General features: G+C 69.2%; 13 protein-coding genes. 2 read left to right on the forward strand and 11 right to left on the reverse strand.

From position 1 onward, the window contains the following. Position 1: 1 nt before the first annotated feature. Together G6N58_RS26445 and G6N58_RS26450 are read right to left on the reverse strand one after the other, a co-directional pair. Positions 2 to 1933 carry a primary-amine oxidase gene (locus G6N58_RS26445; RefSeq protein ID WP_115280860.1) on the reverse strand — a complete coding sequence of 644 codons (1932 nt, stop codon included), beginning with the start codon at positions 1931 to 1933 and terminating at the stop codon, positions 2 to 4. Between the two features lie 76 nt (positions 1934 to 2009). Next, entirely contained in the window at positions 2010 to 3515 is a 1506-nt protein-coding gene (locus tag G6N58_RS26450; protein WP_115280859.1) for a carboxylesterase/lipase family protein, read from the reverse strand. A 31-nt stretch (positions 3516 to 3546) separates the two neighbouring features. Here G6N58_RS26450 and G6N58_RS26455 point away from each other — a divergent pair, with 31 nt between their 5' ends. Next, positions 3547 to 4230, forward strand: a complete 684-nt coding sequence (locus G6N58_RS26455) for a hypothetical protein (RefSeq protein WP_115282044.1) — start codon at positions 3547 to 3549, stop codon at positions 4228 to 4230. A gap of 20 nt (positions 4231 to 4250) precedes the next feature. On the opposite strand, the gene G6N58_RS26460 is transcribed toward G6N58_RS26455, so the two are convergent. The 3 genes from G6N58_RS26460 to G6N58_RS26470 form a co-directional block, all read right to left on the reverse strand. Next, positions 4251 to 4955 (reverse strand): hypothetical protein, encoded by a 705-nt coding sequence (locus G6N58_RS26460; RefSeq protein WP_115282043.1) that lies wholly within the window; start codon positions 4953 to 4955, stop codon positions 4251 to 4253. Positions 4956 to 5020: 65 nt separating this feature from the next. Further along, positions 5021 to 6244: an alpha/beta hydrolase gene (locus tag G6N58_RS26465; protein ID WP_163908441.1), complete on the reverse strand. Its 1224-nt coding sequence runs from the start codon at positions 6242 to 6244 to the stop codon at positions 5021 to 5023. A gap of 63 nt (positions 6245 to 6307) precedes the next feature. Next, a complete protein-coding gene (locus G6N58_RS26470) occupies positions 6308 to 6637 on the reverse strand; it encodes a hypothetical protein (protein ID WP_115280858.1) in 330 nt (109 codons plus the stop codon). Between the two features lie 143 nt (positions 6638 to 6780). Between G6N58_RS26470 and G6N58_RS26475 the strand changes: the two genes are divergently transcribed. Further along, a complete protein-coding gene (locus tag G6N58_RS26475; RefSeq protein WP_068917407.1) occupies positions 6781 to 7116 on the forward strand; it encodes an RNA polymerase-binding protein RbpA in 336 nt (111 codons plus the stop codon). Here G6N58_RS26475 and G6N58_RS26480 read toward each other — a convergent pair whose 3' ends face one another. From G6N58_RS26480 to G6N58_RS26505, 6 genes are read right to left on the reverse strand one after another with little or no spacing between them, the layout of a single operon-like run. Continuing rightward, positions 7117 to 7896, reverse strand: coding sequence for a polyprenol monophosphomannose synthase (locus G6N58_RS26480; protein WP_068917408.1), 780 nt, complete (start codon positions 7894 to 7896; stop codon positions 7117 to 7119). Continuing rightward, entirely contained in the window at positions 7893 to 9521 is a 1629-nt protein-coding gene (gene lnt, locus G6N58_RS26485) for an apolipoprotein N-acyltransferase (protein WP_407664126.1), read from the reverse strand. The genes G6N58_RS26480 and lnt overlap by 4 nt, the downstream gene beginning before the upstream one ends. Continuing rightward, positions 9514 to 11103: an amidohydrolase gene (locus tag G6N58_RS26490; protein ID WP_115280856.1), complete on the reverse strand. Its 1590-nt coding sequence runs from the start codon at positions 11101 to 11103 to the stop codon at positions 9514 to 9516. Before G6N58_RS26490 ends, lnt begins: the two co-directional genes overlap by 8 nt. 13 nt (positions 11104 to 11116) lie before the next feature. Beyond that, complete coding sequence (locus tag G6N58_RS26495; RefSeq protein ID WP_115280855.1) at positions 11117 to 11593, reverse strand: FxsA family protein; 477 nt, start codon at positions 11591 to 11593, stop codon at positions 11117 to 11119. 24 nt (positions 11594 to 11617) lie between these two features. Next, positions 11618 to 12037: a PPOX class F420-dependent oxidoreductase gene (locus G6N58_RS26500; RefSeq protein WP_115280854.1), complete on the reverse strand. Its 420-nt coding sequence runs from the start codon at positions 12035 to 12037 to the stop codon at positions 11618 to 11620. Continuing rightward, a complete protein-coding gene (locus tag G6N58_RS26505; RefSeq protein ID WP_115280853.1) occupies positions 12015 to 12416 on the reverse strand; it encodes a PPOX class F420-dependent oxidoreductase in 402 nt (133 codons plus the stop codon). Before G6N58_RS26505 ends, G6N58_RS26500 begins: the two co-directional genes overlap by 23 nt. Between the last annotated feature and the right edge of the window lie 8 nt (positions 12417 to 12424).

The raw sequence follows: 12424 nt of genomic DNA on the forward strand, positions 1-12424 counted from the left end.
GTCAATTCGGGGCGTGACAGTGGGCGGGCGGGCTCGCAGGAACATCCAGCGACGGGTTGCGGTCGAAGAATCCGTACGGCTTGAGCCAGAACGACACCACATCGACCGGCATGATCGGCCAGTCCTCCGGCCGGGTGATGTGGTGGATGCCGAAGACGTACCAGAGAACCACATCGGTGTTCTCGATCGACCGGTTGGCGCGGATCCACGCGCCGATTCCGGTGTCCCGGGCCGACTGATTGACGAATTCACCTGCAGGCCAACGCTCATCAGGGCTGTTGGGCGTCACCCACAGGGTGTGGCCGATGACCGTGGCCCGCTGGAACACCGGGGACTCCGGATGGAACATCGACGGCAGCGCGCCGGTGGGCACCAGTTTGTAGGACGGGTGCGTGCCCAGGCCGTTGACGACGTTGGTGTTGACGACCTTCCAGGCGCGCTGCGTCGCGAAGTTCAGATCCTGGATGCCTTGGCCCTCCGAGCGCAGCGGCACGTTGCGCTGCACCACCGACAGTCCGTAGGGATTGTCGTCGCTGGTGGGGGCGGCGTGGGACTCGGTCATGTACACCGTGTTCTCGGTGCCGTCGACGTCGAGGTCCAGGCGCGCCACCAGGAAGTGCTGGTGGAACGGCGCATAGGTGCCCTGATCGACCAGGGTGCCGTTGGGATGCGGTTTGCCCGGGGGCACCGGCGTGGTGACCATGATGCCGGTGGCACGCACCTCGCACTCGATGTTGCCGTCCTGATACAGCCGCCAGTAGATCAGGTACTCGTAGTTGGCCACCGTGACGTGGCTGGAGATGGTGAGCCGCCGCATCCGGCGCACCTCGGCGCTGCCGGCATCGACGTGCTTCCACAGCACCGCGTTGTCCTCCTCGTGGATGCACACCGCATTGGCGATGGTGTACGGCTCACCCTTCGAATTGTGCAGGGTGGCATCGAGGTAGCGGATCTCCCCCAGACAGTCGCAGCCCAGCGCCAGGGAGGTGGTCATGAAACCGAGGCCCCACTCCCCGATGTCGAAGGCGGTGCGGCGGTAGTGGTCCACTGACGGATCGCGGTAGGGCACCATCATCTCCGCAAAGGACAGCCGGTGCGCCACCGAACGGTCCCGTTCACCGTCGCGGTACTTCAGCGTGTGCAGCGTCATGCCCTCACGGTGGTTGAACCCCACCCGCAGCGACCAGTTCTGCCAGCGCAGCAGGTTTCCGGTGAGCGTGAACGACGGCCCGTCGGGCTGGGTGATCTCCAGCGGTTTCAGCGGCTCACGCTGGTAGCCCGCCTTGATCCGGTCCGGAATGTGCTTGGGCACATACTCGCCCATCGTCACCGGCGGTCTACCGCCGGCGGCGAACGGGTCGTCGTCCTCGACCCGCAGCAGTTCCATCGAGTTCAGGTCCACCACGCAGTGCAGGCCGCTGACGGCGGTGGCGTAGGGATTGGCGCCGGGAGCGCTGCGCAGCCAGGTGTCCGACCATCCGATGCGGCGGTCGCGGAATTCCGGGGGCGCCACGGCGTCGCCGTAGGTCCAGGTGTCCATGAAGACCAGCTCCATGTCGGTGATGCCCCGCTTGGCCAGCGCCGCGATGACGTCGGGGTGGCTGCGCAGCATCTCGTCGCACTCGTGGAATTCGTCGACGGTGAAGTTGGCCTGCACACCGGGGACGTGGTCGAAGGTCTCCACCCGGTCGTCGGTCAGCGACACCACGCTGCGGTAGGTCGCATTGGCCGCGCGGTCCAGGCACAGCACCAGGGCCCGGCGCGCAGGGCGCTGCCCGCCGCCGTCGAACGCGGCCAGCTCTGCTTTGCCCGGCTCCACCATCTCGACGCAGTTGATCCGCCAGCCCTCGCCCACCCCGCGCTCGCGGCGCAGGATCGCCGATACCGCGGTGAACTCGTCGGCGGACAACGGATCCAGGGGATGATCGTTCATGGCGCTACGCAATCACATCCGCCGAGGCTGCGCATGACATCGGCGACAAACTCAGGTGGCGGTCACGGCGCCGGGATCACGACGTCAGCGAGAAGCCCGACCACGCCGAGCGGCGGTCCCGATCCGGGTCGAGTTCCACCCGGGTGCGCCGGTCGAACACCAGCACCGACCGGTCGTCGTGGTGGTACGCCGGCCAGTCCCCGCCGGGCACACCGGTGCGGCTGAACTCCAGCCACCGGCTCTGCACGGCACGGGTGACGGCGGCGGCCGAACGCTGATCACCCGCTGCGGTGAGCAGCGAGCCGAACCGGGTGCGGTACACGTCGAAGACCGCCAGCAGTTCGGTGGCATGGGTGGCACCCAGCCCCGACCACTTCAGCGTGCGCGGGGCGTAGTCGTAGCGGTACAGGTAGGTGGGAGCATGGCGGCTGTGGGCCTCGGCGATGTCCCAGGCCGCCGAGGCAAACGCGAAGTCCCCGCCGAGCTGGATGCACGCCGCCGGGCGGGGATAGTCCGGGTAGGCGGCGGTGATGCGGGCGCGGGCATCCGGTCCGGCCTCCGCCAGCAGCGCCTCGATCATCGGTTCGGTGGTCGGCAGCAGTTTGAGGAACCGGGTGAACAGCCGCGCCTCTTCGGCGTTGGTGCCCACGATGAGCGGCACACGGTGCGCCGAACCCCGGCGCATCGCCTCCAGCGGCTCGACCGGCAGATACTCGTCGCCGTGGGTGGGACCGGCCGGGAAGGCGCCGAGCATCTCCTGGCTGCCCTGGGCGATCAGCCCATCCATCGCGTTCACGAGTTCGGCGGCCGGTGCGGTGCGCAGAACCCGCGCCGCCTCGGACTCCTCGATACCCAGCAGGGCCACGAAGCGGTTGGCGAACTCCGCGGCCTGCTCGGCCGACGAGGACATGCCGGCGGCCGGGCTCTCCGAAATGACTTGCGAGAAAAGGCCTTCGGCGGCAGGAACGGCCAGCAGAGAGGTGACGGCGTGGGCGCCCGCGCTCTCTCCGAAGATCGTGACGTTGGCCGGGTCCCCGCCGAACACCGCGATGTTGTCCCGCACCCAGGACAGCGCCAGCACCAGATCACGCAGGAACAGGTTGGAATCGATCGGATGCGCCGCGGTACCCAGCGCCGACAGGTCCAGGCACCCCAACGCCCCCAGCCGGTAGTTCACCGACACATAGACACAGCCCTGGCGGGCCAGCTTCACCCCGTCGTAGATGGGGGTGGCCGAACTACCCAGGATGTAGGCACCGCCGTGGACGAACACCATCACCGGCAGCGGCTCGTCCGACGCGGCCTCGGGTGCGACGACATTGAGCGTCAGGCAGTCCTCGCCCATGGTCTGGTAGCGACCGATCCCGGTGAGGGTGTACTTGCGCTGCTGTGGCGCGCAGTTGGCGAATCCGTGGCAGTACCGCACGCCCCGCCACGGCTCGGCAGGCATCGGCGCGCGAAAACGCAGTGGTCCCACCGGCGGCTTGGCGTACGGGATGGAGCGCCAACGGTTCACCCCGTTGCGGGTGAACCCCTCGACGACACCGCTGGAGGTGGTGACGCGCTTGGTGTGCTCGTGCATGACCCGACGGTAGCGAACTACCGTGGTCAGCATGCGGATGGTTGTGGTTGTGGCGGCGTCGGTGCTGGTGGCGGGATGTTCGACCGGCTCGCAGGAGGCTTCCACCCCCAACGCGGACACCTCGTCACCTGCCTCGACCGCCCTGACGCCGCGCAGCAGTGCGCCGAGTTCGGTCCCCGCGGGACCGCCGCCCGCCGGGGCTCCGGTGACAGCGGTGATCTCGTGGGTGCAAGCGGGCCCGGCCGCCGATCCGGGTGGATTCCGCTCGGCCACCCGCGACGACACGGTGACCGACCTCGGTGATGATGTGGCCTTCGTCACACCATCCGGCACGACCCAGTGCCGGACCGCCGCCGACGTGTTCGACGGCGCCATGGCGTGCCTGGTGGAGCTCACCGACCCGCCGCCGCCGCCGGCCGAGGTGTACGGCCAGTGGGTGGGCAACTGGGTGGACTTCGACGGCGCCGCCGCCCAGATCGGATCCGTGCACGGCGACCCGGGTCCGTTCAGCGAGGGCACCGGCAGTGAGCTGCCCTATGGCAGCTCACTGCGGTTCGGCGACTATCAGTGCCGTACCGACCCGGTGGCCCTGTTCTGCGTCAACTTCGCCCGCCAGACCGCGCTGCAGATGTCCGACGCGGGGGTGGTGCCGTTCGGCTGCCTGCAGAACGTGACAACCCCCGCCGATGTCGGCATCCGCTACGAATGTCGTTGAGCAGCAGAATCTCTGGTTGATCAGTCCTTGGTGAAACTGGTGTCGCCGGTGACCAGCTCGGCAACCACGGGCTGACCGTTGATGGTGGTCCGCAGACCGTCGACGGTCAACGCAGGCGCCGGCGTCAGCTCGCGGGCGTTGCGCACCCGCTGACGAAACTCCTCACCCTGCAACTCGAAGACGGTCTTGTCGTCATCGCGCGGGGTGAACTGGACACCGGTCATGGTGTCGTCGGGGCGCACCACCCAGGAGGCCCGCACGCCACCGAGTTCCGCGGTGTACATCCCGGCCGGGTCGGCCACCTGCGGGGCCGTGAACGTGTAGGAGACCCCGTCCATCGTCAGGTCCCCGACCACGTTGCCACCCTCGTAGTCGGCCACCAGGGTGTCGCGGAACTTGCCGGTGATGTCCAGCGCACCGTCGTCCTGGCTGCCGAAGAACCACGCTTCGTCCTTGCTGCCGTCGCAGGCATAGGCGACCACCTTCTCGCCGCTGACGGCCACGCCGAGGGTCATCGTGCCCCCGTCGGGCATCGGCATGTCGGCGATGTAACGCGCTGTCTGCGGGAAGTCTTCGGCCGGAGCGGCCGCCGCCGAGGTGGCGGTGGTGGAGGATTCCGCCTCGGTGGCGGGACCCGACGAGCTGCCGCCGGAGCAGGCCGGCAGCGAGCCCAGCGCGATCAGGGCGCCGGTGCTGATCATCAGGGTGCGGAACGGTTTTCTCATGCTGACCAGCATGGCGTTCGACCGGCGCCGTTACATGGAGAGAGTGTGGAGATTGGCTGGAGATCTCACGGTCTCAAGAACGCAGCGACCTCGTTGCGGAACACCGCCCACGCCGGCTCGGCACCGGTCAGCAGATGGTTCTTGCTGTCCAGCGTCACCAGGTGCGCGTCCGGAATCAGCGCCGCGAGTTCCTGACCCGATTCCATCGGCACGCGGTGATCCTCACGTGAATGCAGGATCAGCGTGGGACACTGCACTTCCCGAGCGAGGTCGCGCACGTCGATCCTGGCGAACTCCTCCAGGAAACGGACGGCGTTCTCGCCGGAGGTGGTCCGACGCTGCAGCTGGTCGAAGGCCGCCCAGTCCGCGCGGGTCCCGTCGGGCAGGAACTGTGCCGCGAACACCTGCCGGAAGGCCGGATCATCGCGGCCCCACCCCACCCGGGCAAGGTCGAGATCCAGTGCCGCGGCGCGTTTTTCCTGATCACCCACCGCACGCACCGCTCGCCCGCGGGCATAGGCGCCGCACAGCACCAGTTTGCTCACCCGCTCAGGATGCCGAGCCGCGTAGGCCACCGCGACCGCCCCGCCCTGTGACACGCCCAGAAGCGGGAACCGTTCCAGACCAAGGGCTCCGACCACCGATTCCAGGTCGGCCACCCAGTCGTCGAAGGTGAATTCCCCGGCCTCCCAATCGGAGAGTCCGCAGCCTCGCTCGTCGTAGCGGATGAAGGTGTGCCCCTGGGCCAGATCGCGGACCCAGTGACTCCACACCGGGCTCTCGATGTCGTAGCCGAGATGGGTCATCCAGTTGGCGGCGCGTATCAGCGGCGGGCCGTCACCGGCGACGGCGTAGGCCAGCCGAATTCCGTCCGCGGCACGGGTGAACGCGATGCTCTGGCGCGGCAGCGGCGCCTGGGGCGGCTCGTCGGTCACCGACGCATCGCCGACCACGGTGCCGACGAACTGATACCCGCGGCCGCGCACCGTGCGGATGTAGCTCTGCGCTTCCCCGTCGTCCCCGAGCGCCCGACGGGCGGCCTTGATCCGGCTGGTCAGTGCGGCTTCACCGACGAACCGTCCGCCCCAGACACTGTCGAAGAGTTCCTCCTTGCTCACCAGCCGATGCCGGTTGGCCACCAACTGGGTCAACACGTCGAACACCTGTGGTTCGATCCGGATCACCGCACTGTTGCCGCGCAGTTCGTACTGCGCGGTGTCGAGTTCGAATTCGTCGAACCGCCACACCACACCCGCGGACTCGGGTCCGCCGACCGGGCCGGCGGACATCTGATGAGTATTCACGCTCTTGCAAACGGATAGGTCACCCTTACCCATTCCTCCCAGGGTGTGTCAGCGCCACCCATCGGCGGCTTTGGCCGCCCGCACCAGCGCGTCGCACAAGTGTCGCAACTCCTCGCCGTCTGCGCCCTCGTCGACGGCGGTGGCCACGTCTTCGGCGGCACAGCGCACCTGGAACACCCGGTCGGACAATTGTGCGGCCTCGTCGGCCGAGAGCACCACGGCATCCTCCGGTACCGAGGAGCCCTTCACCATCGCCCGCTGCTCGTAGGCCCGCTGGCGGCACGACTGCCTGCAGTACTGCCGCCGCCGGCCCAGCCCGGCGTCGGGCACCTCGCGGCCACACCACCGGCACGGCTGCTGGCGCGTTCTGCGGGTCACGAAGCAGAACTGTAGACGTGCGTGGGCGCCGGGCCGCGGATCCTGAGGGTATTCTGAATAGTCGCGTCGCCACGTCGGGAACCGCTGCGGGCGCCGCTGCGTTGATAGACGCGGAACATCTGTGCTTGAAGGAGTTGACGACGATGGCTGATCGTGTCCTGCGAGGTAGTCGCCTCGGAGCTGTGAGCTACGAGACCGACCGCAACCATGACCTGGCGCCGCGTCAGGTAGCGCGGTACCGCACCGACAACGGCGAGATCTTCGACGTGCCCTTCGCCGACGACGCCGAGATTCCCGGGACGTGGCCGTGCAAGAACGGCATGGAGGGCACCCTCATCGACGGCGACGTGCCGGAGCCGAAGAAGGTCAAGCCCCCGCGCACCCACTGGGACATGCTGCTGGAGCGCCGTTCGGTCGAGGAACTCGAGGAGCTGCTCAAGGAGCGCCTCGACATCATCAAGACCAAGCGGCGCGGCTGATCACCTGGTGACGCCCCGGGCCCGGTCGAGGCGCCCGTTCAACCCCCACTGAGCGACCTTGACCAGGGCCTCGCGGATGTTCGATCCACTCATCTTCGACACCCCGAGCTCCCGCTCGGTGAACGTGATGGGCACTTCGACCACCCGGAAGCCGCTGTTGATGGCACGCCAGGTCAGGTCGATCTGGAAGCAGTAACCCTTCGAGTCCACCGCGGCCAGGTCGATCTTCTCGAGCACCTCGCGCCGGTAGGCGCGGTAGCCGGCAGTGATGTCGTGGATGTCGACGCCCAGCAGGATCCTCGAGTATCCGTTGGCGGTGCGGGACAGCACCAGCCGGCGGGTGGGCCAGTTGCGCACGGTGCCGCCCGGCACATAGCGCGAGCCGATCGCCAGATCCGCGCCGGCATCGACGGCGTCCAGCAGCCGGTGCAGCTGCTCGGGGGCGTGGCTGCCGTCGGCGTCCATCTCCACCAGCACCGTGTACTGGCGGTTGAGACCCCAGGCGAAGCCCGCGAGATAGGCCGCACCGAGGCCGTCCTTGGCGGTGCGGTGCATGACGTGCAGCCGGTCCGGATCGGCCAGTGCGAGTTCGTCGGCCAACTTGCCGGTGCCGTCGGGGCTGCCGTCGTCGACGACGAGCACGTGCACGTCCGGCAGGGCAGCATGGATACGTCCCACGATCAGCGGGAGGTTCTCCAGCTCGTTGTAGGTGGGCACGATCACCAAGGTGCGCTGACTGGGTCGTTCCCCAGGCAGGGACGAACCTGAGCCGATGGTCATGAAGCTCCTCGGGTTTCCAACTCGGAGGCGCCCTGCGTCGGGCGCAATAACCCTCTATTGTGCCGCACTCTGCGCCATGCTCCTGCCAGGATTGCTCCCACACCGAGCGCCACCAGCGCGTATTGCACCAGCGGACCCCACCGGGTGGCGGGCGTGAGGTCGGTGCGCAACCGGATGGCCATGGTGAGCGTGCCCGGCTGGAACCATTCGGTGCGGGCCAGTTCGCGGCCATCCGGCGCGATGATCGCCGAGATGCCGGTGGTGGCGGCCACCACGACGTAGCGGTTGTGCTCCACCGCCCTGGCCCTCGAGAACGCCAGTTGCTGCTCGCTCATGGTCTGGTCGAAGGTGGCGTTGTTGGTGGGCACGGCCAGCACCTGAGCACCGGAGAGCACCGCCTCGCGGGCAGCGCGGTCGAAGATCACCTCCCAGCACGTGGTGATGCCGACGGGGACGCCGGCGGCCTGCACCACCCCGTTGCCCTCGCCGGGCACGAAGTAGCCGGCGCGGTCGGCGTAGGACGACAGTTTGGCGAAGAAGCTGCGCCAGGGCAGGTACTCACCGAACGGCTGGATGATCTTCTTGTCGTGCCGCTCCCCCGGGCCGTTCACCGGGTCCCAGACGATGACGGTGTTCAGCGCGGCCGGGTTGTCCCGGGTGCTGCCGGGCTTGGTCACCACCGACCCGACCAGGATGGGGGCGCCGATGGCCTCGGCCGCCAGCGAGATCTGTTCACCGGCGTCGGCGTTGGCCAACGGATCGATATCCGAGGAGTTCTCCGGCCAGACCACGAATTGCGGTTGCGGCGCCCGGCCGGCCCGCACCTCCTGGGCCAGCCGCATCGTCTCCCTGACGTGGTTGTCCAGGACCGCGCGACGCTGGGCGTTGAAGTCCAGCCCCAGTCGCGGCACATTGCCCTGGATGGCGGCCACGGTCACCGCCGGGTCCGCGTCGGAACCGGCGCCGGACTGCCGCACGCCGGGGTGCACCACCGCGATGGCCAACAGCGCCGCCGCGATGCACAGTCCGGGCAGCACCACCGCGGGTGGCCGGTCCTTGGCCGACTGGCGCCACCAGCTGAGGATCTCCAGGCCGATGGCGACCAGGCAGGCAGCGACGACCGCCACCACGAACGACACCAGCGGCACCCCGCCGAGTCTGGTCAGCGGCAGCAGCGGGCCGTTGGTCTGACTGAAACCGAGTACCCCCCAGGGAAATCCACCGAACGGGATGACGGATTTCAGCCACTCGGCCACCATCCACACTGCCGCGATCCACACCGGCCAGCCGGGCAGGTCCCGCACCCAGATGGCCAGCCAGCCGAACAGGGCCGGGAACAGTGCACACATCAGCGACAGCGCCACCCAGGGCACCGCCCCCACCAGGCCGCTGATCCACGGCAGCAACGGCAGGTAGAACGCGGCGCCGCACAGCGCGCCATATCCCAGTCCGCCGGCCGCGGTGGTGGCCGGGTCCTTGAGCACCACCACCAGCAGCGCGAGCCCGACGATCGCGGCCCACCACCAGCCCAGCGGCGGGAAACTCGCACACAACGCCAGCCCGGCGACGATGGCCAGGCTGAGCCGGATCGCGCGGGGCACCAGCCAGCCCGACACCCTAGACACCGAGGCCGCCGAACAGCACCCGGCCGCGGTGGACGGTCTGCACACAGCGCGGCGAGCGCTCGGTCAGCGCCGGCAGGGCGGGCACGCGGGAGCGCGGATCGGTGGACCACCGGGCCACCGAGTCGGCCGGGGCGGCCACCTCGAGGTCGCCGGCGTCCCAGACCGCGTACGACGCGGGTGCCCCGGCGACCAGGGTGCCGGTGACACCGTCGTGTACCCCGCCCGCCCGCCAGCCACCGCGGGTGGCCGCCGAGAACGCCGACCGGGCCGACACCGCCGCGCCCGGGGTGTGGTGCTCGATCGCCGCACGCACGGTGGCCCACGGGTCCAACCCGGTCACCGGGCTGTCGGAGCCGAACGCCAGCGGTACCCCCGCCGCGGCCAGTTGCGCCAGCGGGTTGAGGCCCAGCGCGCGCTCGCGGCCCAGTCGCTGGGCGTACATCCCGTCCGCCCCGCCCCAGAGGGCGTCGAAGTTGGGTTGCACGCTGGCGATGACACCCCAGGCGCCGAGTTTGGCGGCCTGCTCGCCGGTGACCATCTCGAGATGCTCGAGGCGGTGCCCGCACCGCGCGACGGCGGGCACCCCCAGGGCGTCGACGACCCTCTGCAACGCGTCCACCACGAGGGCAACCGCGGCGTTACCGATGACGTGGAAGCCGGCGGTGATGCCGGCTTCGGTGCACACCCGCAGGTGGGCCTCAACGGCGTCGGTGTCGAGATAACACCGCCCGCAGTGGTCGGCGTCGGCGTAGGGCGCCGAGAGGTAGGCCGTGCGCGAGCCCAGGGCGCCGTCGATGAACAGGTCTCCGGCCAGGCCTCGAAAGCCGTTGTGTGCCATCAGCTCCCGCGCCTGGTCGACCGAGCTGACGGCCTCACCCCAGTACCCCAGCACGTCGACGGTGTGGTCGGTGGCATGCAGGGCGAGCCAGTCGTCGAGGCCACCGATCTGCGGGCCTGCGCACTCGTGCACGGCGACCACACCGGCGGCGGCGAAGGCGTCCAGTGCAGCGGTGCGGGCGTCGCGCTGCTGGGTATCGCTGAGCAGGGTGCGCGCCCGGGTACGGACGGCGTGGTGGGCGTCGGCGCGCAGCGGCCCGGTGGGGTCGTAGCCGTCGGCGGCACTGAGCTCGGGCAGCTGGGCGCGCAGCGCGGTGGACGCCAGCGCGGAGTGCACATCGACCCGGGAGAGGTAGGCCGGCCGGGCGCCCACCGCGGCGTCCACGTCGGCGGTGCTCGGCGGGGCCGGCCAGGCAGAGTCGTCCCAGCCGTGGCCCCAGACCATACCGTCCGGGTGGGCGGCGGCGTAGGCGGCCAGCAGCGCCAGGCAGTGCTCGGCAGAGGTGGCGGCGCGCAGATCGAGGCCGGTGAGCAGCAGCCCGGTGGAGGTCACGTGCACATGGCTGTCGACGAAGGCCGGGGCGACGAAGGCTCCGGCCAGGTCCACGACGTCGGCGTCCGGGAACTGCTCGCGGGCGACAGCGTCACTGCCGAGCCAGGCGATGGTGTCACCGCGGACCGCGAGTGCGGTGGCGTCGGGATGGGTGGGGCTGTGGATGCGCCCGTTGAGCAGCAACTGCGTCACGCGGACACGCTACCTAGTCGGGCTTGGCCTCCAGGGGGCGGTCAACCGGGACGTCATCATGAACATCGACAACCTCGCCGTCGATGTACTGCCCGCGCCCGCGGGGTGGCACCCCGCCGCCCAGGTTGACGACGGTGACGCGGCGGGACAGCCCCTTGGCGGCCACCAGCCCGGCCAGCGGGCGCATGGCGGCCCGGGTGGGCGGAGCCAGCATCAGCAGGCCCACCACGGTGGTGACCAGGCCGGGGACGAACACCAGCACCGAACCCAGCGCCACCAGGGCACTGTCGGTGACGGCACCGTGGGGGTCCTTCATGCCTTGCTGCAGTTTGACGAGCTGACGGCGTGCCTGTGAGCCGGCCAGCAGCAGACCCAGCACGAAGGTGCCGATCAGCGCGATGAGGGTCCAGCCGAAACCGATGGTCGCCGTCAACGCGACGATGACCGCCATTTCGACCAGGACGTACAGCAGGAAGAACCGCTTCACCATGCCCGGATCAACGAACGGCTGCGGTCAGGGGTTCCCCGCCGGGACCGGCGCCGCTTCCACCTCGATGGCGCTGTGCACCTTGTCGATGCCGCCGCGCACCAGCGCCTGCGGGATCCACCACCAGCTGTGCCACCAGTATCGGCGGGTGACCAGGTTGAACACCCGCCGCGCCTCGGACTTCGGCAGGTTGCGCGCGACGGCCTCCATCGGCTCGCCCTTGGGTCTGCCGAGTACGCCGCACTTCTGGATGGTGACCCGCGGGGTGTTGTTGATCCGCTTGGTCTTCCACGACCCGTCGTCGGTGATGATCAGCAGCTTGTCCCCCTGCGGAACCCCCCACACGGCGGTGGGCTTGGGCCTGCCGTCCTTCGTGAACGTCGTCAGCAGCAGGTACTTGGCCTGGGCGATGTCCGCGAAGGTGTCACGCCTGGGGTTGTCCGCCATCGGGTACCGCCTTGATCTCGAGTCCCACGTTGTTCTTCATCCCGCCGCGCAGCTTGGAGAAGAAGTTGAACGTCTTGCCCAGCAGTCCATACCTCTTTCCGATGGCGTCGTAAACCTCGGCGGTGCGGGACGGATCGAGAATGGCGGCGACGGCCTCGACGGGTTCGCTCTTCGGGTTGCCCCGGCGGTCGCAGACGGCGATGGTGACCCGCGCGGTGTTGCGGATGCGCTTGACCTTCCAGGACTTGGCCTGGGTGATCACCAGCAGGCCGTCACCCGAGGGTGCGGCCCAGATGGCGGTGGGCTTGGGCCTGCCGTCCTTCGTGAACGTGGTCAGCAGGATGTACTCGGCTTTGGCGACGTCGGCGAAGGTCGGCATAGACCGAA

It is taken from the genome of Mycolicibacterium tokaiense, assembly GCF_010725885.1.
Classification (GTDB): domain Bacteria; phylum Actinomycetota; class Actinomycetes; order Mycobacteriales; family Mycobacteriaceae; genus Mycobacterium; species Mycobacterium tokaiense.